The organism is Mesorhizobium sp. CO1-1-8 (genome assembly GCF_020164875.1).
Lineage (GTDB): Bacteria > Pseudomonadota > Alphaproteobacteria > Rhizobiales > Rhizobiaceae > Mesorhizobium.
Genome location: NZ_JAIUGZ010000030.1, coordinates 1 through 19,720, shown reverse-complemented (window position 1 = coordinate 19,720; position 19,720 = coordinate 1). Strand labels below are relative to the sequence as shown.

The following is a 19,720-nucleotide window of genomic DNA, read 5'->3' as shown; positions in this document are numbered from 1 at the left end:
AGCGTTTTTAGCCGATTGCGGGCACCGAAACCTGATGCCGCGACGTCTCGATCGCCGAAAACCGTTTCAGGAACGCGTTCTGGGCCCAGGTCACCGAGCGTGGCGTGAAATCGAAGCGGTCGGCATTGAAACCGCGCGGACGGCCGAAGAACTCGGTCGCCTCGGCGGTCGAAAAGCCGGCGAGCAGCGTTGCCTCGAAATATGCGGCGATCTGGTCGGCGCGCTTGATCTCCTTGCGCAGCGCAGCACTTGGTTCCGGCGGCAGCGAGAAGCGCAGATGGATGGCGCGCTGCAACCGCAATTCACAGTCCTTATAGCTGCCGCCCATCACCGATTTGAACGGCGAGATCATGTCGCCGATGACATATTCGGGGGCGTCGTGCAGCAACGCCGCCAGCCGGGCGTCGGCCGAAGCCTCGGGCACCAGGTCGCAGAACAGCGCCTCGACCAGCAGCGAGTGCTGGGCGACCGAAAAGGCATGTTCGCCGCGGGTCTGACCGTTCCAGCGGGCAACGCGGGCGAGCCCATGCGCAATGTCCGAAATCTCGATGTCGAGCGGCGAGGGGTCGAGCAGGTCGAGCCGGCGGCCCGACAGCATGCGCTGCCAGGCGCGTGCCGGCGCGCCGACGCGGTCGGCCGCCATCAGGCCTCCTCCGCGCTGACGGCTTCCTGCGGGAAGGCGAATTTTGCCCAGACCGGGATGGCAAGTGAAACGGTGGCGTCCCCGGCCATGATCGGCTGGCCGGCGTCGAGCGCCGCCTTGACCCGGTCGATGCGCGCAATGGCCAGACCGGTGGTTTCGACGGTCGAGCCGAGCGTGCCAACCGGCCGGCCTGCGACGATCAGCTCGGTGCCGGGCGCGGGTAGGGGCCTGTCGGCCGATGCAATCAGAACGCGCCGCCTGGCCGTGCCGCGATGCTGCATACGCGAGACGACCTCCTGGCCGACATAGCAGCCCTTCTTGAAGCCGACGCCGCCGGTTTCGTCCAGCAGCACATCGTGAGGGAAGGCGTCTCCGAGTTGGTAGTCGCTGCCGCTTTCGGCAATGCCGCCGGCAATGCGGAAGGCTTGCCACGCGGCAAGATCGCCGCGCTCAGCTGTTTCGCCGTAGGAGCGCTCGACGGCGTCGTTGCGAAAGCGCGTGTCGGCCACCGTTGAATCGGATTGTGAGGGTGTTGATTCATGTCCCCATGCGACGGTGACAAACGCCTGATCGGATTTGGCAATCTCGACCTTGGCGCGCAGTTTGTAGAGGGTCAGCCGGCGTAAAAAATCGTCCGCTATGTCGGCCCGGCATTCGAGCCGGAATGCATTTGCACCGTCGCGCGATATCAGGAAATCGAACAGGATCTTGCCTTGCGGCGTCAGCAGCGCGCCGGGTTTGGCTTCGCCGGGAGCCAGGATGTCGAGATCGGTGGTCAGGATGTTCTGCAAAAAATGCTCGGCATCCGGACCTGATACGGAAATGAGGGCGCGGTCTTTGAGCTGGGCAAAGGGCATGGGCGGAAAAGCAACCTGATCTTGCAAAACGGTCGGCCTTTACGTAAGCCGCTGGCACTCCCCCCGCAAGAGAGCATGGCCATGATCTACGACCTCATCCTGACAGGCGGCACAGTGGTCAACCATGACGGCGAAGGGGCTCGCGACATCGGCGTGAAGGACGGGCGCATCGCTGCCATCGGCGATCTCCGCCAGGCCTCGGCCGATAAGACGATCGACTGCCGCGGCCTGCATATCCTGCCAGGTGTCATCGACAGCCAGGTGCACTTTCGCGAGCCGGGACTGGAGCACAAGGAAGATTTGGAGACGGGTTCGCGCGCGGCCGTGCTTGGCGGCGTCACCGCCGTGTTCGAGATGCCCAACACCAATCCTTTGACCACCAGCGAGGCAGCGCTTGCCGACAAGATCCGGCGCGGCACGGATCGCATGCATTGCGATTTCGCCTTCTGGGTCGGCGGTACGCGTGAGAACGCGAAAGATGTCGGCGAGCTTGAGCGGTTGCCGGGCGCGGCCGGGATCAAGGTTTTCATGGGCTCGTCCACCGGCGATCTGCTGGTCGAGGATGACCAGGGCGTGGCATCGATCCTCCGGAACACGCGCCGCCGCGCCGCCTTTCATTCGGAAGACGAATTTCGGCTGCGCGAGCGTCTTGGCGAACGTATCGAGGGCGATCCGTCATCGCACCCGGTATGGCGCGACGAAATCGCTGCCTTGCGCTGCACCGAACGCCTTGTGCGCATCGCTCAGCAAGCGCGCGCCCGCATCCATGTCCTGCACATCTCGACCGCCGAAGAGATTTTGTTCCTCGAACAGCACAAGGATGTCGCGACCTGCGAGGCGACGCCGCATCATTTGACGCTGAGCGCCGACGACTATGCGCGGTTTGGCACGCTGATCCAGATGAACCCGCCGGTGCGCGCTGCGCGCCATCGCGACGGCGTCTGGCACGGCATTGCGCAAGGCATCGTCGATGTGCTCGGCTCCGACCACGCGCCGCACACGCTGGCCGAGAAGGCAAAGCCCTATCCGGCCTCACCGTCGGGAATGACCGGCGTTCAGACGCTGGTGCCGATCATGCTCGACCACGTCAATGCCGGCCGGCTGACCTTGCAGCGCTTTGTCGACCTGTCGAGCCACGGCCCGCAACGCATCTTCGGCATGGCGAGAAAGGGCCGCATCGCTGCCGGCTACGACGCCGACTTCACCATCGTCGATATGAAGCGGCGCCAGACCATCACCAATGCGCAGGCCGGTTCGAAAGCCGGCTGGACGCCTTATGACGGGAGAGAAGTGATCGGCTGGCCGGTCGGCACCGTCATTCGCGGCCGCCGCGTGATGTGGGAAGGCGAGATCGCCACGCCAAGCCAGGGTAGGGCGGTGGAGTTTTCTGAGGCTTTGCCCCGCTAGGCTCCCTACCCCCGCAGGTGGGAAGAGCCGCACTCAATCCCCCGCGACGAAGAACGACCACTGTCCGCTAGGGGTGATACCGACGCGATAGAAAATATAAGCGCCGAACTGCTTCATGTCGTCGAAATCGCCAGCGGTGACGATCTTGAACAGTTCGACCCGCTGCTTGGCGTCCAGCTTGTCCAGCGGCAGGGCGAAGAAATACGGCCATACATAAAGCTCTTGTGGCGTGCCGGCATCGAGGTGGACGTAGCCGGCATCGAGCACCTCCTCCAGGATGGCCAGGATCTCCTGGCCGTCCGGGTCGCCGGAGAGCCCCTTGAGGAAGGCGATGGCGTCGCCGTCTATGTCGGTCAGCGATATCTGCGTGGCGCTGTCGCCCTTGCCGATCAAGGGCCGCAGCTTTTCGATGTCGCCGCCCTTGCAGGCTTCGACGATCAGGTCGTGCATGCGCCGTACCGGCTCCGGCAGCTTGGCGAGATCGTAGACAACCTCGGGTACCGGCGTGTCCGGATCGACGCGCGGTCTGGTCACGCCGCCATCCGCCGGGCTGTCCGGCTCGGCTTCATTCGGAGCAGCCGGTTCAGTGGTCGGCGGCGGCGTTCCGACCGGGTTGGGCATTGGCACGGTGCTTCCCGGAGGCGACATGTCATCGTCCGCCGACGGCGTGGCTGTTGGCGGGAGCTCTTCGCGCTTGATCTCGCTCAGCGCGTAGGCGGGGCCGCTCGCGAGACACACAATCAGGGGAATCGCGGCACAGCAAGCGGCGAAGGAGATGCAGAGGACAAAGCCACGCGGCTTGCCTGACATCGAAAAACTCACTGCCCGTTTCTCCCTGCTTCCGGGCATGACGCCCGAGCGGCATTTTGCCGTCAAAGAACCGGATTTCGGTTCAGTGCCGCAGCCGTTCAGGTTCGAAGGCGCCAGCAATCACCTTTTCACGCATACGGTCGAGCAGGGCAAGGGCCGAGGTCTCGCCATTGGCACGCAACATCTCGCCGAAGGCTGTTTCGAGCGCTGCTTCGGCAATGATCTCGGGCTCTATCCCGGCGGAGAGACCTTCCGCCCAGGCCTCGCTGTGGCTTTCCACGGCGGTCAGGCGTTTTTCTTCCCTGACCAGCGCGTCGATGTCGTTGACACCATGTTCCATAAGCGAATGTCCACCCTTTCAAGCTGCGATCCATCGATGTGGATCAGGCCTGATCTGTTCATTTCACACACAGGGACAATTAAGTATTTGTAAATACGACATTTTTTTGATCGTCTTTTACAAAGCCCAATTGCCTTGTGCGAAGCTGCGTTCAGCTCGAGTCAAACTTAGCCGATTGGGGCGGCCTGCGGGGCGAAAACCTTCAGTTTGAGTTAATTCCGCTTTCGCGCGGTAAGGTTTCGTTAATACTGTTGCAGAAGTGCAACATGAGGATTGCACCAAGATGTCGCCTGGCACAAGCCGATATATCGGCTGTGCCCAGCAATGATCCGGATAGTTGTTGACGGGGCGGGTGCCTAGTTGCCGTAACGCGAGGCGATATCGCGCGACAGCGTCTCGCCTTCCTTCATGTAGCGGCTGATGGCTTCGGTCGCCGAGGGCGTGCACCGCGTATAGGTGCCGCCGAAGGAGCGGTAGCCGCGATTGAAACTGGCGATGAAGCGGGCGCGCCGCTCGGCGTCCGGATTTTCCGAATCGAGCAGTTTTGTCATCTCGACACGCCACTGGTCGCCCTTCTCGCCGCACAAATTGCGCAGGAAATGCAGCGACCCCAGAACCTCCGCCAGCCGCATCAGCCCCGGCTCGAACGGTGACTCGGCGCTGAACGCCGGCCGTGCCGAGACGGCTGCACTGACGGCAAGACATATGGCGAGGAGCATGGATGAACGGTTCATAGGCGCTCTTTGCAAAATAGCATAAGCCTTTGTGGCGAAACAATTTGTCGCCCGCAAGGCGATTTCAGGACCGCGCCCCGGGGGTTCCGCCGGCGCCCAACAAGTCTTCGGCGACCGCGAACACCGAGCCGGCGAGCGGCAGTGCCGCCATCTCGCCGAGCGTATAGAAGGCGGCCGTCTCGGCGTCGTCGTTGGCCACCGCCTCGCCGCCGGCATAGGCGGCGCCGAAGACCGTGAGGAGATAATCGACCGGGTGGCTGTCGTCCTTGCCGTCGATGTGGATTTCCCGCAGCGGGCGATAATTTGTGGCGCGTAAACCGGTTTCTTCCAGAAGTTCGCGCTCTGCCGCTGCCTCCAGCGTCTCGCCGGGTTCGACCTTGCCACCGGGGAAGGCATAGAGCCCTTGCGAGGGTTGCCGGGCTCGCTTGACCAGAAGCACGGTGTCTGCCCGCACGACTGCGACCGATACTGCCGGAAGTGTCTTGCGCGCTTCGTTCATGGATTCCCGATCAAGCGTGTAGGCAGGTCTGTTGTGGACCGCCCAGCATGGGCAAGCTTTAGCGGTTGCGCAACGTCGGTTGCATCGCCACTTTCAAGCTGAACCATTCGAAAGGCGCCAGTCGACCATGTGCGGACGTTTTGCCTTGACCGCGACGCCGGACCAGACTGCCGCCTTGCTAGGCTTGGCCGAACTGGAAGATTTCCCGGCGCGCTACAACATCGCCCCGACGCAGCCGATCCTGATGGCGATCGCCGGCCCTCCGCGGTCGCCGGGCTCGAATCTGCCGGACCGGCAGCCGATGCTGGTGCGCTGGGGACTGATCCCGACTTGGGTGAAGGACACCAGGGAGTTTCCATTGCTGTTCAACGCGCGTTCTGAGGGCGCTGCCGAAAAGGCCTCGTTCACAGCGGCGATGCGTCATCGCCGCGCTTTGGTGCCGGCGTCCGGCTTTTATGAATGGCGGCAAACCGGTGGCAAGAAGGGGCAGCCCTATTGGATACGCCCAAGGCATGGCGGGTTGGTCGCTTTCGCCGGCCTGATCGAGACCTATGCCGAGCCGGGCGGTTCGGAAATGGACACCGGCGCCATCCTGACCATCAACGCCAATGCGGACATCGCCCAAATCCACGACCGCATGCCGGTGGTGATCGATCCCAGGGATTTCGCTCGTTGGCTGGATTGCCGCACGCTCGAGCCGCGCGATGTCGCCGACCTGTTGCGGCCGGCACAGTTGGATTTCTTCGAGGCAATTCCTGTCTCCGACCTCGTCAACAAGGTCGCCAACACCGGATCGGAGATTCAGGAGCGAGGCGAGATCGGGCCGGAGCCCGAGAAGGTCAAGCGCCAGAAGCCCGGCGCCGACGACAGTCAGATGACGTTGTTCTAGCGCCCTCATGCCAGGCGCCTTTTGCGCCGGCAGTGCACCGCTTCAGGCGGCGCGGGGCGATACGATCTTCTGCGCCGGCTTCTTCTTCTTCGCGGTGTGGAGAAGAGCGGCGACGATCGCGGCCGGACCGATTGCGCGATAGTGGTTGGCGAGCGCCGGCTGCTTGGCGCGGTTGGCTTCCTGCTTGCTTCGGGGCATGTCTCTCTTCCCAGGTAACATTTTCGTGTCTGCGTTTGATGGCCGATTCTGACCAAATCGTGACGCCTGCTGATCTAGCCGACGAATGTTTCATGACTGTGCCGACATGTTTAATAAAATGTTTCACTGGGTCATTACCTGTGACCCAGCGACGTTTTTGCTGAAACTTGCGACTTGACGGCAACACAAGCCAAGGCGATAAAGCCGCCCATGAAAACGTCTTTCGCCATTTGTGGCATTTGCATTATTGGCTAGCCTCGCGCTGGTCCGGACGTTTTCGCCTCATCTTTCCCCAGATTGGACAAACGCCCCGGCCAGCAGGCTGGAGCTTGGCTTGCGTCTCGCGCAGGCTGGCTCCATCCAGATTGAGTTCTGAACCGGGAAGGCACGAATGTCTGACGTATCGCAGGGCCTGCGCCTCTACAACACGCTGACGCGGACGAAAGAGGATTTCGTCCCGATCGATCCAGTCAATGTGCGCATGTATGTCTGCGGCCCGACCGTCTACGACTTTGCCCATATCGGCAACGCCAGGCCGGTGATCGTGTTCGACGTGCTGTTCCGCTTGCTGCGTCATCTGTATGGCGAGACGCACGTCACCTATGTGCGCAACATCACGGACGTCGACGACAAGATCAACGCCCGCGCTTTGCGCGATTTCGGCGGCGAGATCGCTTCCGGCACGCTTTCGCTCAACGAGGCGATCAGGCGGGTCACCGAAAAGACCGCCGATCAGTTCCACAGGGATGTCGCGGTTCTCGGCTGCCTAGAGCCGACGGTCGAACCGCGCGCCACCGAATTCGTCGAGCCTCGCGCCGACGGCAAGGTCGACATGATCACCTTGATTCAAAGCCTGATCGAACGCGGCCATGCCTATGTTGCCGCAGGTGAAGTCCTGTTCGACACCGCGTCGATGCCAGACTACGGCCAGTTGTCGAAGCGCAATCTCGACGAGCAGCAGGCGGGCGCTCGCGTCGCTGTCGACGCGCACAAGAAAAATCCCGGCGATTTTGTCCTCTGGAAGCTGTCGTCGCCGGAGGAGCCGGGCTGGAATTCGCCCTGGGGCAGGGGCCGCCCGGGCTGGCACATCGAATGCTCGGCAATGGCGGCCGCCTTTCTCGGCGAGGTCTTCGACATCCATGGCGGCGGCCTCGACCTGATCTTCCCGCATCATGAAAACGAGATCGCCCAGTCGCGCTGCGCCCATGGCACTGACGTGATGGCCAACATCTGGATGCACAACGGCTTCCTGCAGGTCGAAGGGCAGAAAATGTCGAAGAGCCTCGGCAATTTCTATTCGATCAACGAGCTCTTGGAGACCGAGACCTTTGGCGGCCGCAAATGGCCGGGCGAGGTGCTGCGGCTGGCAATGCTGATGACGCACTATCGCGAGCCGATCGACTTTTCCGTGCGCAAGCTGGAAGAAGCCGAGAACATGCTGCGCAAATGGAAGCGGGCGGCCGACCTCGCGCCGGCGGCGGCAGGGCAGGTGCCCGTGGAGATCATCGATGCCTTGTCCGACGATCTCGCCACCTATGCCGCCTTCCAGGTCCTGACCCAGTTGGCCGGCGAGGCAGCGGACGGCAACGATGCGGCGGCTTCGCTGAAGGCGTCGCTGCTGTTCCTCGGCTTCGATGTCGCGACGGCGAAGGTTGATGAAGACCACGTCGCCAAGGCCATCGCCAAACGTCTCGCATTCATCGCCGCCAAGAACTGGGCCGAGGCCGACCGCATCCGCGACGACCTGCTGGCACAAGGTGTACAGTTGAAGGACGGCAAGGACCCCGCCACCGGCGAACGCATCACCACCTGGGAGGTAAAAAGATGATCGACCATCTCGGCATCACCGTTGCCGATTTCGACGCTTCGAAGGCTTTCTACGACAAGGCGATGGCGCCGCTGGGTGCCGCGCTGCTTTACATGGTGCCGCTGGAATATACCGGCGGCGCCAAGGTCGGTGGCTATGGCCGTGACCGGCCGGTGTTTTGGCTGAGCACCGGCAAGGACAAGCCCAGGGATCACCAGCATGTCGCCTTCACCGCGCGCCGCCGCGCCGAGGTCGAAGCCTTTTATGCCGCGGCACTTGCCGCCGGCGGCAGGGACAATGGCGGGCCGGGCCTGCGCCCGCACTATCACCCGGACTACTACGCCGCCTTCGTCTTCGATCCCGACGGCAATAATGTCGAGGCCGTCTGCCATGCCCCGGAGTGAACAGCGATGAGCCTCGACAACCGGCCGATCTACACCGGCGGCTGCCAATGCGGCGCGGTGCGCTTTCGCGTCGAGGGCACGCTTGGTGACGCCTCGATCTGTCATTGCCGCATGTGCCAGAAGGCGTTCGGCGCGTTTTACGCGCCGCTGGTGTCGGTGCGCGGCGCCAGGCTCGACTGGACGCGTGGCGAGCCGAAATACTTCCGCTCCTCCAACCATGTCGATCGCGGCTTCTGCGCCAATTGCGGCACGCCATTGACCTTCACCGCCCCCGACGGCGTTGGCCTCGCCATCGGTGCGTTCGACAATCCGGCGGAGATTGTGCCGCTGATCCAGTGGGGCACCGAGGCAAAACTGCCCTATGTCGATAAAATCCCGCAATTGCCGGGCGAGGAGACCATGGCCGACATGTCGTCGGCCCCCTATCTGGCCGATCTCGTCTCCTACCAGCACCCGGACCACGACACCGAACAATGGCCGCCGAAGGAAAAGCCATGACCACAGTAAGAACCGGTGGCTGCCAGTGCGGCGCCGTGCGTTTCCGCATTCATGGGGCGCTCGGCCGTCCGTCGATCTGCCATTGCCGCATGTGCCAGAAGCAGTTCGGCTCGTTCTTCGGGGCGCTGGTCACGGTGCCCAGGGATGGCGTCGAATGGACCCATGAAGAGCCGAGCTATTTCCAGTCGTCGGTCAACATCGCTCGTGGTTTCTGCGCCCGCTGCGGGACCCCGCTGACCTACCGGCAGCCCGGAGGGCTTGAGATCGCCATCGGCGCCTTCGACGACCGCTCCGATCTCGCCCCGCAGATCCAGGTCAACTACGCCGCGCGGCTACCTTGGGTGGAGACGATCTTCGATCAGCCCGTCCACCAGGATCCCGACTACTATAACAGGCAGGAAGCGATCATCTCCTTCCAGCACCCCGACCATGAAACAGCGGACTGGCCGACCAAAGGTCTACAACTATGAGCAGTCAGTTGCGTACGCTTTACCCGGAGATCGAGGCGTTCGATGCCGGCATGCTCGATGTCGGCGACGGCCATCAGGTCTACTGGGAGCGTTCCGGCACCAAGGGCGCCAAGCCGGCCGTGTTCCTGCATGGCGGGCCGGGCGGCACCATTTCGCCAAAACACCGGCGGCTGTTCGACCCGAAGCTTTACGATGTCATCCTGTTCGACCAGCGCGGCTGCGGAAAATCGACGCCTAACGCCTCGCTCGAGGCCAACACGACATGGCACCTGGTCGCCGACATCGAACGGCTGCGTGAGATGGCTGGCTTCGACAAATGGCTGGTGTTCGGCGGCTCCTGGGGCTCCACGCTTGCGCTCGCCTATGCCGAAACGCATCCCGAACGCGTCAGCGAACTGGTGGTGCGCGGCATCTACACGCTGACGCGTGCGGAACTCGAATGGTACTATCAGTTCGGCGTCTCGGAGATGTTTCCGGACAAGTGGGAGCGGTTCCTGGCGCCAATCCCGGAGGCCGAGCGCGGCGACATGATGGCCGCCTACCGCAAGCGGCTGGTCGGCACGGATCGCAAGGCGCAGATCGAAGCGGCCCGCGCCTGGAGCCTGTGGGAAGGCGAGACGATCACGCTGTTGCCCGAACCGGAGACCAGCGGACCGTTTGGGCAGGACGACTATGCCGTCGCCTTTGCCCGCATCGAGAACCACTATTTCGTCCATGCCGGCTGGCTTGAGGAAGGGCAGTTGCTGCGCGACGCGCACAGGCTGAGCGACATTCCCGGCACCATCGTCCATGGCCGCTACGACATGCCGTGCCCGGCGCGCTATGCCTGGGCGCTGCACAAGGCCTGGCCGAAGGCGGATTTCCATCTGATCGAGGGTGCCGGCCATGCGTATTCGGAGCCGGGGATCCTCGACCGGCTGATCCGGGCGACCGATAGATTTGCGGGGAAGAAATGACAGTGCCATTCGCCCCCCTCTGTCCTGCCGGACATCTCCCCCTCAACGGGGGAGATTGGCTTGCATTTCGGCTTTCGCAAATATTCGGCGCAGCATGGGATGGCGGAGCATTCGAGCTGCCGATCTCCCCTCTTGAGGGGGAGATGGCCGGTAGGCCGGAGGGGGGTGCTCGCGCGCCCACAGGACAATGAAAAAACAGCGCCTCTACCTCTTCGACACGACCCTTCGCGATGGCCAGCAGACGCCGGGCATCGACTTTTCCGTCGAGGACAAGATCGCCATCGCAAAACTGCTCGACGCTTTTGGTCTCGATTATGTCGAAGGCGGCTATCCCGGCGCCAATCCGACCGACACCGCCTTCTTCCAGGAGAAGCGCACGTCACGCGCCAAATTCGTTGCCTTCGGCATGACCAAGCGGGCAGGGGTGTCGGCGTCCAACGATCCCGGGCTTGCGTCACTCGTGCAGTCGAAGTCGGATGCCATCTGCTTCGTCGCCAAGAGCTGGGACTACCATGTGCGTGTCGCGCTCGGCTGCACCAATGAGGAGAACCTCGACGCCATCAAGGCCTCCGTCGAGGCGGCGATCGCCGCCGGCAAGGAGGCATTGGTCGACTGCGAGCATTTCTTCGATGGCTTCAAGGCCAATCCTGACTACGCGCTGGCCTGTGCCAGGACCGCCTATGATGCCGGCGCGCGCTGGGTGGTACTGTGTGACACCAATGGCGGCACGCAGCCGTCGGAAGTCCGCGCCGTCGTCGAGAAGGTTGTTTTATCAGGTATTTCAGGCGATCATCTCGGCATCCATGCCCATGACGACACCGGCCAGGCCGTGGCGAATTCCCTCGCCGCTGTCGAGGCCGGCGTGCGCCAGATCCAGGGCACGCTCAACGGCATCGGCGAGCGCTGCGGCAACGCCAATTTGATCTCGATCGTGCCGACGCTGGCGCTGAAGCCGGCCTTCGCCGATCGTTTCGAGACGGGCATTTCGACTGAGGCACTGACCGGCATTTCGCGCCTGTCGCGCGCCTTCGACGAACTCCTGAACCGAGCGCCAGAGGCGCAGGCGCCCTATGTCGGCGCTTCCGCCTTCGCCACCAAGGCCGGCATCCATGCCTCCGCGCTGGCCAAGGAGCCGGCAACCTATGAGCATGTGCTCCCGGAAACGGTCGGCAACCGCCGCCGTGTCATGGTCTCGGACCAGGGCGGCAAGGCCAATTTCCTCGCCGAGCTGAGGCGGCGCGGCATCGAAGTGCCGAAGGACGATCACCGGCTCGACGCGCTGATATCAGTGGTCAAGGAGCGCGAGGCCGAGGGCTACGCCTATGAAGGCGCCGATGCCAGCTTCGAGCTCCTGGCGCGCAAGATGCTGCACGGCCTGCCGGAATTCTTCAACGTCACCTCGTTCCGCTGCATGGTCGAGCGCCGCTTCGATGCCAATGGCCAGTTGAAGACGGTCTCCGAAGCGATCGTCAAGGTGGTGGTCGACGGCGAGGAGAAGATGTCGGTGGCCGAGGGGCATGGCCCGGTCAACGCACTCGACATCGCGCTGCGCAAGGACCTCGGCAAATTCCAGGGCGAGATCGCCGACATGGAGCTGGCCGACTTCAAGGTGCGTATCCTCAATGGCGGCACCGAGGCGATCACCCGCGTTCTGATCGAATCGCATGACGGCACCGGCGCGCGCTGGTGGACGGTCGGCGTTTCCGAAAACATCATCGACGCCTCGTTCCAGGCGCTGATGGATTCCATCGTCTACAAGCTGATGAAGAACCGCGAGATGGCCGGGCTGGTGGCCGCCGAATAGGGTTGAACCATCAGCGAAAGTCCATTGATCCATCAGAACTTTGCGATGGTCTTGCCAAGGTGACTGGGCCATAGCGTTGGCCCATGGCCACTGAAGCAATTACCCTGGATGCAGATTCCAAGGCCCGGCGGGGCTTTCTGCTGGCGCTCGGCGCCTATCTGCTATGGGGATTGCTGCCCTTCTACATGAAGGCGGTCGCTCATCTGCCGCTCGCCGAAGTCATTGCCCATCGCATCGTCTGGTCGGTGCCGATCGCCGCCGCCGTTCTGGTTTGGGCCGGCCGTACGGCGGATTTCAAGGCGGCGCTTCGCTCTCCCCGCACCATCGCCATGGCCGCGCTGACGGCGGCGCTGATTTCGGTCAACTGGGGCATCTATGTCTGGGCGATCGCCGTCGACCGCACCGTCGAAACAGCGCTCGGCTACTACATCAATCCGCTGGTCAGCGTCGTCGTTGGCGCGCTGCTGCTCGGCGAGCGGCTCGACCGGCTGCAGATCGCGGCGGTGGCGCTGGCGGCCGTCGCGGTCACGGTGCTGACCATAGAGGGCGGCAAGCTGCCCTGGGTGTCGCTGGCGCTGGCGTTTTCCTTCGCCGCCTACGGCTTTTTTCGCAAGACGCTGCCGATCGGCCCGAGCCAGGGCTTTTTGCTCGAAGTGCTTTTGCTGTCGGTGCCGGCGCTCGGCTACATCGTCTATCTCATCGCGACCGGACAGGACCACATCGTATCCAGCAGCGGCACCGATACGGCATTGCTGATCGGCTGCGGTCCGGTCACATCGGTGCCGTTGTTGCTGTTCGCCTTCGGCGCCAAGCTGCTGCGCCTCTCCACCATCGGCATCATGCAATATATCGCGCCGACCATGGTGTTCCTGATCGCCGTTCTGATCTTCGGCGAGCCTTTCGGCACCACCCAGGCGGTTGCGTTCGCGCTGATCTGGGCGGCCCTGGCGGTCTATTCCTGGTCGATGTTGACGACAGCGCGTAGGGCCGCGCCGCAGCCCGCACGGTAGGGATTTCGGATGTACCTGCTGCATATCGCCAACAAGAATTATTCCTCATGGTCGCTGCGGCCTTGGGTGTTGATGCGAGAGCTGAACATCCCGTTCGAAGAGCGGCTGACGCCATTCCCGACCGGATCGAGTTGGGAACTCTACCGGCAGTTCTCGCCGAGCGGCCGCGTGCCGTGCCTGATCGACGACGGCTGGGCGGTCTGGGATTCGCTGGCCATCGTCGAATATCTCGCCGAACGCCACCATGGCGTGTGGCCCGTCGAAGCCAAGGCGCGCGCCTGGGCACGCTCGGCCGCCGCCGAGATGCATTCGAGCTTCACCGCATTGCGCAGCGCCTGTCCGATGAGTTGCGGCGTGCGGGTAAAGCCGTTTCCGATGTCCGATGCGCTGAAGCAAGACCTCTTTCGCCTCGGTGACCTCTGGAACGATGGCCTTGCCCGTTTCGGCGGGCCGTTTCTGGCCGGCGCTCATTTCACCGCTGTCGACGCTTTCTTTGCCCCGGTGGCGTTCCGAGCACAGTCCTATGGGCTCTCCTTCGAGGGTGCGGCTGCAGCCTATCCAGCGCAATTGCTTGCTCTGCCGGCGATGCGCGAATGGCATGCGGCTGGGGTTGCCGAGACCTGGCGCGAGCCCGATCACGAAGCGGAAGTCGCCGCCGCCGGCACCATCATCGAGGATCTTCGCGCCACGGCGTGAAAGCCGCCGGCGGGTGCTACATCTGTCCGAGCCGCCTGACAAAGAGATAGGTCGCGCCCGCGATCACCATCGACACCGCCGTCACCACCCAAAAGCCCATTGGCGTGTCGACCAGCGGCAGGCCCCCAACGTTCATGCCGAACAGGCCTGAGATGATGGTCATCGGCAACAGCACCGCCGTCATCACCGACAGTACGTACAGCAGTCGGTTCGACTGCGTCGTCAGCTTTGCCATAAGCTCGTCCTGCAACAGCCGGGCGCGCGCCTGCAATTGCTCGCCGTCATAGTGAAGCGTCTGCGCCCGGTGTGAAAGGCGCGCGGCCATGTCGTTGATGCTGTCTGGCAGGTCGTTGCGGTGCGAATGATCAAGATGACGGAACAGATTGGTCAGCGTCGCCATCTGCCTGTGGATCACCACCAGATGCCGGCGCGCATCGACGAGGGATTGCCGTTCATTATGCCATGCGTCGCAGACGATACGGTCTTCGATGCCGTCGAGACTGTCGCCGAGTGCCGCAAGTTCCGCCACCATGCCATCGAACGACTGGCCGACGACAGCCTCGATCAACTCGGCTGGCGAGCGGAACTTGCGCGATCCATTCTCGATTGCCTTGCGGATGTTGTCGACCGACTGCAGCGGTTGCTTGCGGGCGCCGACCAGCATCGTGTCATTGAGCGCGAAGCGGAAATGGCCAAGCCCGCCCGCTTCCGCTGAATAGTCATGGCGTAGGTCCGGCAGATCGCCATAGAGCCAGTCGTCCTCGAGGTCGATGTGGCAGCCATGGCTGGCGGACAGGAAAGCTTCACGCACCGGTGCCGGCAAAGCCTGATCGGTGCCGATTTCGTGGCGGGCCCGCATGTCGGAAAGCTGGTAGCTGCGCCACGTCCAGTGCGCCGCAGCGGGGTCCCTGGTTCGCACGCCCTCAGCGGTGAAATGATAGAGGAAGAACAGTCCATGCTCGTCGGGCAGGTAGGGCGACAGGTCGGTGCCTTCCGGGGCGAGAGTGATATCCATGGGCGCGGTGCCAGATGCATGTTCCGAAGATGGCGCCGCACGGCGGGTGCCTGGCCTTGATTTCTAGCACGAGCGAACCTGATTCCGTGTGACGGTTTCTTGACAGAAGATCAGAGTCTGTCGATGGCCCACGTCAATCCGGTGGTGACGCCTTCGCCACCCCGGATTGCGCCCTGTCAGTGCTTCGGGCCGAAGCCGGGGTAGGGCTTGAGCGGCACGATTGCGGCAATGGCCATCATGCCGGCCTTGACCAACGGCAAGGTGGCGAGGTGGCCGCGAACCTCTGCATCATCAGCAGCCTCGAACATCATGCCGCTGCCCGGGATGTCGCCGCGGTTCCAGACCTGGCGTACCGCCCCTTCGGCGTAGAGCGTGCGCCGCTGTTCGGCTTCGCCGGGCAGAAGCGGAGCGAAATCGGCATCGGCAAATTTTTCGGTGTTGCGGGTGAGAAGGGCAAAGAACTGCATGGCGATCTCCTTTGGTTGGATGGCCCGAACTATCGCTCCTGCTGGTCAGACTGTCTAAGACTGGTTAGGCTAAAGTTGAGACCTGAAGGGACTGGAGCTTTGGAGGAAAAATGTTCGACCTGCGCCAGCTCCGCTATTTCGTCACCGTCGCCGAAACCGGAAATGTCGGGCGCGCAGCCGAAATGCTGCATATTTCCCAGTCGCCACTCAGCCGACAGATCATCCAGCTTGAGGAGCAGTTGGGTGTTTCCCTCTTTGAAAGGTCGAAGCAGCGGGTCCATCTCAACGCCGAGGGCCGCGCCTTCCTCACCGAGGCCCGTGCGCTGCTGTCCAATGCGCGACGTTTGGAGGAGTTCGGCCGCAACCTGGCCAGCGGCGCCGTCGGCCGGCTCGCCATCGGCTATGTCGAAGGGGCCGTCCATGCCGGGCTTGTCGCCGGGATGCTGCGCCAGTTCCGTCGCGACCGGCCGGATTTCCACCTGCAGCTGAGAAGCCTGCGTTCGGCGGCGCAGTTGGAAGGGCTACGGCAGCGGTCGCTTGATCTGGGCTTTGTCTACTCGCCGCCACCCGATGACGATCCGGATGTCGCCGCCATGGCGCTGCGGCATGAGCCGTTGGTGCTGGCGATCCCCGAAGATGATCCACTTGTTGAAGTGCCAGAGATTGGGCCTCACCACCTTGACGGTCGCACTTGGATCACCGTCGTGCGCCAGCCGGACGACACCAATCGCGGCCAGTTCCTTGCCGCCTGCGCCAAAGCCGGCTTTTTGCCCGACATCGCCTATGAGACGGCGGACCCGCTGACCTCGCTCGGCCTGGTCAGCGCGGGTCTCGGCCTGGCGACGGTGCAAGCCAGCCTGCGTGCCGCCGCACCGCCGCGGATCGCGTTTCGCGACTTGCCGTGGTTCGACCGCACGGTTGCACTCCATCTCGCCTGGCGACGTCATGACCGGCGCGCGGTGATTGCCGATTTGCGGCAGGCTGCGGGGGGAAGAGGGCAGTAGGGCAGGACACTCCAGGCAATTCACACACTGCCTTACTGCCCTATTCCCTTAACCCCCTACATTTTGTCTATCACCGACTGCACGCCCTCGGTCGGGGCGTCGACGGACGACCCTGCCACCATGATGGCGGCGACGATCGCTTCGGGGTCGTCGACGACCAGCGGCTTGACCCGCTGTGCGGTGTGGATGAAGCCCTCGGCGGCCATGTGATCGAGCAACGCCAGCATCGGATCCCAGAATCCGCCGACATTGCCGAAGACGATCGGTTTGCGATGATGGCCAAGTTGTCTCCAGGTCATGATCTCGATGATCTCCTCGACCGTGCCGATGCCACCCGGCAGCGCCACAAAGGCGTCGGATTTCTCGAACATCTTGTGTTTGCGCTCGTGCATGTTCTCGGTGATCAAGAGTTCATCGAGCCGGTCAAGCGCTGTTTCGCTCGCCTCCTTGTTGATCAGGAAGCGCGGAATGATGCCCGTCACTTTGCCGCCGGCCTTGAGCGCGCCTTCGGCGACAGCGCCCATGATGCCTTTGGTGCCGCCGCCATAGACCAGCCGCAGCCCCGCTTTGGCAATCGAGCGCCCGAGCAGGTGTCCGGCCTTTATATAGGTTTCATCGCGGCCCGGAGACGAGCCGCAATAGACGCAGACGGATCGAATCGTGTTCATGCCGATGATTGGTGATTGGGTCTGAAAGCGCGGTCAAGTCCCAAGGGTCAACAAGCCCGGGCTTTTTCTTGTCGGCCCGTTTTTCTTGTCGGCCCGTTTTTCTTGTCGGCATTGGCAAAACAGGCTAGACCGGCGTTAGGTGGCTAAGGGGTAGGGAAATATGGCAATTAATCCACTTAAGGCGTTCCTGTTCGCAGCGGGTGGGACCGTTGCGGCCGCGGGAACCGCCTATGTATCGGGCGCACTCGACCCGTACCTCAATCCCACGCCGCCGGCCAACGTGGCGGCTCTGACGCCGCCGGCGGCGCCGAAACCGGCCGATCCCGGCACCGAAGCGCGGCTGCCCGCCGCGGAGGTCCCTGCGGCTCCCGCAGCGCCGGCTGCGGCTGGTCCGGTCGCACCGTCCTTCGATGTCGTGCGCGTCGAAAGCAATGGCTCGATTGTCGTTGCCGGCAATGCAGCGCCCAACGCCAAGGTCGAGATCCTCAACGGCTCGACGGTGCTTGGCTCGACGGTCGCTGGTCCCGATGGTGCCTTCGTTATCATCCTCGATGATCCCCTGAAGCCCGGCGATTATACGATCGCGCTGCGCGCGACCACGGGCGATGTCGTAACGCCCTCGGTGCAGACCGCCGTCGTTTCGGTTCCCAAGGATGCGGCCGGCCAGGTGCTGGCCATGGTCGAGGAGCCGGGCAAGCCAGCCGAATTGCTGACCGTTCCCGCGCCCGAGACAAAGCCGGCTGCTCCGGCCGCCGCGCCGGCTGCTCCCGCGGCCGAAGCGCCCGCAACCGCTCCGGCACCAGCCGTCCCAGCGCTAGCCGCGGTCGACGCAGCACCGGCTCCTGCAGCGCTGGCGACGCCGCCCGCTGCAGGCGTGACCGAGCCCAAGATCGTCGTCGAGGCGGTCGAGATCGACGGCAGCAAGATCTTTGTCGCCGGCCTCGCCGATGCCGGCCGCAAGGTGCGCGCCTATGCCAACGACATCCTGCTCGGTGATGCGCAAACGTCGAGGGATGGCCATTTCCTGGTCGAGGCGACGCGCGATATTCCGGTCGGCAGCTACACAATCCATGTCGACGGCCTGGATGCCGACGGTGTGACAGTTGTGGCCCGCGCGGCCGTACCGTTCGAGCGCGAGCCCGGCGAAGCGGTCGCCGCAGTGGCACCCTCGGAGCCGAAGCCCGTTCAGCCCAAGCCGGCCGCACCTGCCGCCGAGGCGCCGGCCGTCGCCGCCGCACCTGCCGAGACGGCACCTGCCACGACGCCCGCTCCCGCCACCGAAGCTCCGGCCGTTGTGGCGGCGGCAACGCCGCCAAGCGATGTGCCCGAGACCGTGGCGCCCAAGCTTGAACATGCCGACGGCGCCGTCATCATCCGCCGCAACGACACGCTTTGGCGGATCTCGCGGCGCGTCTATGGCCATGGCATGCGCTTCTCGACCATCTACCTCGCCAACCAGGACCAGATCAGTGATCCCGACCGCATCTGGCCGGGTCAGGTGTTCAAGGTCCCGGAAAAGTCGAAGGAAGGCGAAGCCGCCGACCTCAAGGCGATGGGCGAGCAGGCAACGACAGCGCCGGCCAAGACCAATTAGAGTCCAAGGCCATCCAAGGGTCGACGTCGGCTAGCTTGTTGAACCGCTCAGATGAAGTTTGAATCCGATCATGTTCGGATCGCCCAGGTCGGGGCGTAGGTTCATGCTCGGAATCAAATAATCGCCGCCATTTTGGCGGCGATAGGGAATGGGTTGCGTGGTCGCGAGCGTCCTCATCCTCTCGCGCAGGCGCTCGGCAGTGGGTTCGAAGTCGGCTTCACCGAAGCGATCGACGCTGTAGACGACGAATGGCGGAAGGACGTCGTAGCCCGGGTAGTAGAGGATTCCGTGGTTGATCGGGAACAGCAGATCATCAATTGGTCCGTTGACGCCACGAGGGGCATAGTGCTCCTCCCAGCCGCCGGCGGTCACGATCAGCATTGCGCGCTTGCCCATCAAGGTTCCTTCGCCGTAGCGGTCGCCCCATCGTTTGTCGCTATGCTCACCCACACCGTAAGCGAAGCCGTAGGCGAAGACCCTGTCGACCCAGCCCTTGAGGATCGCCGGCATGGCAAACCACCAGAGCGGAAACTGGAGAATCAGGGCATCCGCCCATAGCAGCTTTGCGATCTCGGCCTTGACGTCCTCTGTCAACGCGTCGGCCTCGAAAGACTTTTTTGACGCTGCGGCAGGCATCAGCCGCGCGTCCGGCGCTAGAACCGGAAAGTCGGCCCGATCAACCGATGATTCCCAGTCCTGGGCGTAAAGGTCCGTCACCCGCACTTCGTGGCCTTGTGCCTCGAGTTCTCCGATGGCGACATCGCGGAGCGCGCCGTTGAGCGAGCGCGATTCTGGATGAGCGAAGACAAGTAGGATTTTCATGCGGAAGCTCCGAGGGCTGAAGAACTGGTCCCTTAGCTAGGCAATATCGATCTAAGGCTTGTTGAGATTCAGGATTCCGCCTGAACTTGGATTGTGATTCAAGCTTTGGATGGAACGATTCGTACTGA

23 protein-coding genes are annotated in these 19,720 nt (G+C 63.3%); 12 read left to right on the top strand and 11 right to left on the bottom strand.

The features are described 5' to 3' along the window. Positions 1–7: 7 nt before the first annotated feature. The gene (locus tag LB558_RS32440) at positions 8–643 is read right to left on the bottom strand and encodes an HD family hydrolase (protein ID WP_224701438.1); all 636 of its coding nucleotides are present in this window, start codon (positions 641–643) and stop codon (positions 8–10) included. Further along, entirely contained in the window at positions 643–1,500 is an 858-nt protein-coding gene (locus tag LB558_RS32435; protein ID WP_224701436.1) for a YgfZ/GcvT domain-containing protein, read from the bottom strand. Before LB558_RS32435 ends, LB558_RS32440 begins: the two co-directional genes overlap by 1 nt. A gap of 75 nt (positions 1,501–1,575) precedes the next feature. Here LB558_RS32435 and LB558_RS32430 point away from each other — a divergent pair, with 75 nt between their 5' ends. Beyond that, the gene (locus LB558_RS32430) at positions 1,576–2,907 is read left to right on the top strand and encodes a dihydroorotase (protein ID WP_318011693.1); all 1,332 of its coding nucleotides are present in this window, start codon (positions 1,576–1,578) and stop codon (positions 2,905–2,907) included. 33 nt (positions 2,908–2,940) lie between these two features. Here the strand turns inward: LB558_RS32430 and LB558_RS32425 are convergent, their stop codons facing one another. The 4 genes from LB558_RS32425 to LB558_RS32410 form a co-directional block, all read right to left on the bottom strand. Next, positions 2,941–3,729, bottom strand: coding sequence for a hypothetical protein (locus LB558_RS32425; protein ID WP_224701432.1), 789 nt, complete (start codon positions 3,727–3,729; stop codon positions 2,941–2,943). 70 nt (positions 3,730–3,799) lie between these two features. Then, complete coding sequence (locus LB558_RS32420; protein ID WP_008874920.1) at positions 3,800–4,057, bottom strand: hypothetical protein; 258 nt, start codon at positions 4,055–4,057, stop codon at positions 3,800–3,802. 356 nt (positions 4,058–4,413) lie between these two features. Continuing rightward, a complete protein-coding gene (locus LB558_RS32415; protein ID WP_224701429.1) occupies positions 4,414–4,791 on the bottom strand; it encodes a TIGR02301 family protein in 378 nt (125 codons plus the stop codon). 64 nt (positions 4,792–4,855) lie between these two features. Continuing rightward, entirely contained in the window at positions 4,856–5,290 is a 435-nt protein-coding gene (locus tag LB558_RS32410; RefSeq protein ID WP_224701427.1) for an NUDIX hydrolase, read from the bottom strand. A 127-nt stretch (positions 5,291–5,417) separates the two neighbouring features. Here LB558_RS32410 and LB558_RS32405 point away from each other — a divergent pair, with 127 nt between their 5' ends. Further along, positions 5,418–6,179 (top strand): SOS response-associated peptidase, encoded by a 762-nt coding sequence (locus tag LB558_RS32405; RefSeq protein WP_224701425.1) that lies wholly within the window; start codon positions 5,418–5,420, stop codon positions 6,177–6,179. A 42-nt stretch (positions 6,180–6,221) separates the two neighbouring features. On the opposite strand, the gene LB558_RS32400 is transcribed toward LB558_RS32405, so the two are convergent. After that, on the bottom strand, positions 6,222–6,377 hold the full coding sequence (locus LB558_RS32400; protein ID WP_015318552.1) for a hypothetical protein: 156 nt from the start codon (positions 6,375–6,377) through the stop codon (positions 6,222–6,224). Between the two features lie 391 nt (positions 6,378–6,768). On the opposite strand from LB558_RS32400, the gene cysS reads away from it, so the two are divergent. The 8 genes from cysS (at position 6,769) to LB558_RS32360 (ending at position 14,022) form a co-directional block, all read left to right on the top strand. Then, positions 6,769–8,205 (top strand): cysteine--tRNA ligase, encoded by a 1,437-nt coding sequence (cysS, locus tag LB558_RS32395; protein WP_224701422.1) that lies wholly within the window; start codon positions 6,769–6,771, stop codon positions 8,203–8,205. Beyond that, complete coding sequence (locus LB558_RS32390; protein WP_224701419.1) at positions 8,202–8,588, top strand: VOC family protein; 387 nt, start codon at positions 8,202–8,204, stop codon at positions 8,586–8,588. Before cysS ends, LB558_RS32390 begins: the two co-directional genes overlap by 4 nt. Positions 8,589–8,594: 6 nt before the next feature. Beyond that, positions 8,595–9,086 (top strand): GFA family protein, encoded by a 492-nt coding sequence (locus tag LB558_RS32385; protein ID WP_224701417.1) that lies wholly within the window; start codon positions 8,595–8,597, stop codon positions 9,084–9,086. Beyond that, entirely contained in the window at positions 9,062–9,556 is a 495-nt protein-coding gene (locus LB558_RS32380) for a GFA family protein (protein ID WP_412033511.1), read from the top strand. The genes LB558_RS32385 and LB558_RS32380 overlap by 25 nt, the downstream gene beginning before the upstream one ends. After that, the gene (pip, locus tag LB558_RS32375) at positions 9,553–10,512 is read left to right on the top strand and encodes a prolyl aminopeptidase (protein WP_224701413.1); all 960 of its coding nucleotides are present in this window, start codon (positions 9,553–9,555) and stop codon (positions 10,510–10,512) included. Before LB558_RS32380 ends, pip begins: the two co-directional genes overlap by 4 nt. Positions 10,513–10,699: 187 nt before the next feature. After that, positions 10,700–12,316: a citramalate synthase gene (gene cimA / locus LB558_RS32370; protein ID WP_224701411.1), complete on the top strand. Its 1,617-nt coding sequence runs from the start codon at positions 10,700–10,702 to the stop codon at positions 12,314–12,316. A gap of 83 nt (positions 12,317–12,399) precedes the next feature. Continuing rightward, on the top strand, positions 12,400–13,326 hold the full coding sequence (rarD, locus tag LB558_RS32365) for an EamA family transporter RarD (RefSeq protein WP_224701409.1): 927 nt from the start codon (positions 12,400–12,402) through the stop codon (positions 13,324–13,326). A gap of 9 nt (positions 13,327–13,335) precedes the next feature. After that, on the top strand, positions 13,336–14,022 hold the full coding sequence (locus tag LB558_RS32360) for a glutathione S-transferase family protein (protein ID WP_224701407.1): 687 nt from the start codon (positions 13,336–13,338) through the stop codon (positions 14,020–14,022). Positions 14,023–14,038: 16 nt separating this feature from the next. Here LB558_RS32360 and LB558_RS32355 read toward each other — a convergent pair whose 3' ends face one another. Both LB558_RS32355 and LB558_RS32350 read right to left on the bottom strand, forming a co-directional pair. Continuing rightward, complete coding sequence (locus tag LB558_RS32355) at positions 14,039–15,037, bottom strand: transporter (protein ID WP_224701405.1); 999 nt, start codon at positions 15,035–15,037, stop codon at positions 14,039–14,041. Positions 15,038–15,213: 176 nt separating this feature from the next. Then, the gene (locus LB558_RS32350) at positions 15,214–15,504 is read right to left on the bottom strand and encodes a muconolactone Delta-isomerase family protein (RefSeq protein WP_224701403.1); all 291 of its coding nucleotides are present in this window, start codon (positions 15,502–15,504) and stop codon (positions 15,214–15,216) included. Between the two features lie 110 nt (positions 15,505–15,614). Between LB558_RS32350 and LB558_RS32345 the strand changes: the two genes are divergently transcribed. After that, complete coding sequence (locus tag LB558_RS32345; protein ID WP_224701401.1) at positions 15,615–16,508, top strand: LysR substrate-binding domain-containing protein; 894 nt, start codon at positions 15,615–15,617, stop codon at positions 16,506–16,508. 56 nt (positions 16,509–16,564) lie between these two features. Here LB558_RS32345 and LB558_RS32340 read toward each other — a convergent pair whose 3' ends face one another. Continuing rightward, positions 16,565–17,176 carry a TIGR00730 family Rossman fold protein gene (locus LB558_RS32340; protein WP_224701399.1) on the bottom strand — a complete coding sequence of 204 codons (612 nt, stop codon included), beginning with the start codon at positions 17,174–17,176 and terminating at the stop codon, positions 16,565–16,567. A 160-nt stretch (positions 17,177–17,336) separates the two neighbouring features. Here LB558_RS32340 and LB558_RS32335 point away from each other — a divergent pair, with 160 nt between their 5' ends. After that, on the top strand, positions 17,337–18,770 hold the full coding sequence (locus LB558_RS32335) for a LysM peptidoglycan-binding domain-containing protein (protein ID WP_224701397.1): 1,434 nt from the start codon (positions 17,337–17,339) through the stop codon (positions 18,768–18,770). A gap of 30 nt (positions 18,771–18,800) precedes the next feature. Here LB558_RS32335 and LB558_RS32330 read toward each other — a convergent pair whose 3' ends face one another. After that, positions 18,801–19,592: an NAD(P)H-dependent oxidoreductase gene (locus tag LB558_RS32330; RefSeq protein WP_224701395.1), complete on the bottom strand. Its 792-nt coding sequence runs from the start codon at positions 19,590–19,592 to the stop codon at positions 18,801–18,803. Positions 19,593–19,720: the final 128 nt, after the last annotated feature.

What these genes read in the sequence shown, in the direction of transcription:
- LB558_RS32440 (WP_224701438.1), bottom strand. Translation starts at nt 643, where the DNA reads ATGGCGGCCGACCGCGTCGGCGCGCCGGCACGCGCCTGGCAGCGCATG.
- LB558_RS32435 (WP_224701436.1), bottom strand. Translation starts at nt 1,500, where the DNA reads ATGCCCTTTGCCCAGCTCAAAGACCGCGCCCTCATTTCCGTATCAGGT.
- LB558_RS32430 (WP_318011693.1), top strand. Translation starts at nt 1,576, where the DNA reads ATGGCCATGATCTACGACCTCATCCTGACAGGCGGCACAGTGGTCAAC.
- LB558_RS32420 (WP_008874920.1), bottom strand. Translation starts at nt 4,057, where the DNA reads ATGGAACATGGTGTCAACGACATCGACGCGCTGGTCAGGGAAGAAAAA.
- LB558_RS32415 (WP_224701429.1), bottom strand. Translation starts at nt 4,791, where the DNA reads ATGAACCGTTCATCCATGCTCCTCGCCATATGTCTTGCCGTCAGTGCA.
- LB558_RS32410 (WP_224701427.1), bottom strand. Translation starts at nt 5,290, where the DNA reads ATGAACGAAGCGCGCAAGACACTTCCGGCAGTATCGGTCGCAGTCGTG.
- LB558_RS32405 (WP_224701425.1), top strand. Translation starts at nt 5,418, where the DNA reads ATGTGCGGACGTTTTGCCTTGACCGCGACGCCGGACCAGACTGCCGCC.
- LB558_RS32400 (WP_015318552.1), bottom strand. Translation starts at nt 6,377, where the DNA reads ATGCCCCGAAGCAAGCAGGAAGCCAACCGCGCCAAGCAGCCGGCGCTC.
- cysS (WP_224701422.1), top strand. Translation starts at nt 6,769, where the DNA reads ATGTCTGACGTATCGCAGGGCCTGCGCCTCTACAACACGCTGACGCGG.
- LB558_RS32390 (WP_224701419.1), top strand. Translation starts at nt 8,202, where the DNA reads ATGATCGACCATCTCGGCATCACCGTTGCCGATTTCGACGCTTCGAAG.
- LB558_RS32385 (WP_224701417.1), top strand. Translation starts at nt 8,595, where the DNA reads ATGAGCCTCGACAACCGGCCGATCTACACCGGCGGCTGCCAATGCGGC.
- LB558_RS32380 (WP_412033511.1), top strand. Translation starts at nt 9,062, where the DNA reads ATGGCCGCCGAAGGAAAAGCCATGACCACAGTAAGAACCGGTGGCTGC.
- pip (WP_224701413.1), top strand. Translation starts at nt 9,553, where the DNA reads ATGAGCAGTCAGTTGCGTACGCTTTACCCGGAGATCGAGGCGTTCGAT.
- cimA (WP_224701411.1), top strand. Translation starts at nt 10,700, where the DNA reads ATGAAAAAACAGCGCCTCTACCTCTTCGACACGACCCTTCGCGATGGC.
- rarD (WP_224701409.1), top strand. Translation starts at nt 12,400, where the DNA reads ATGGCCACTGAAGCAATTACCCTGGATGCAGATTCCAAGGCCCGGCGG.
- LB558_RS32360 (WP_224701407.1), top strand. Translation starts at nt 13,336, where the DNA reads ATGTACCTGCTGCATATCGCCAACAAGAATTATTCCTCATGGTCGCTG.
- LB558_RS32355 (WP_224701405.1), bottom strand. Translation starts at nt 15,037, where the DNA reads ATGGATATCACTCTCGCCCCGGAAGGCACCGACCTGTCGCCCTACCTG.
- LB558_RS32350 (WP_224701403.1), bottom strand. Translation starts at nt 15,504, where the DNA reads ATGCAGTTCTTTGCCCTTCTCACCCGCAACACCGAAAAATTTGCCGAT.
- LB558_RS32345 (WP_224701401.1), top strand. Translation starts at nt 15,615, where the DNA reads ATGTTCGACCTGCGCCAGCTCCGCTATTTCGTCACCGTCGCCGAAACC.
- LB558_RS32340 (WP_224701399.1), bottom strand. Translation starts at nt 17,176, where the DNA reads ATGAACACGATTCGATCCGTCTGCGTCTATTGCGGCTCGTCTCCGGGC.
- LB558_RS32335 (WP_224701397.1), top strand. Translation starts at nt 17,337, where the DNA reads ATGGCAATTAATCCACTTAAGGCGTTCCTGTTCGCAGCGGGTGGGACC.
- LB558_RS32330 (WP_224701395.1), bottom strand. Translation starts at nt 19,592, where the DNA reads ATGAAAATCCTACTTGTCTTCGCTCATCCAGAATCGCGCTCGCTCAAC.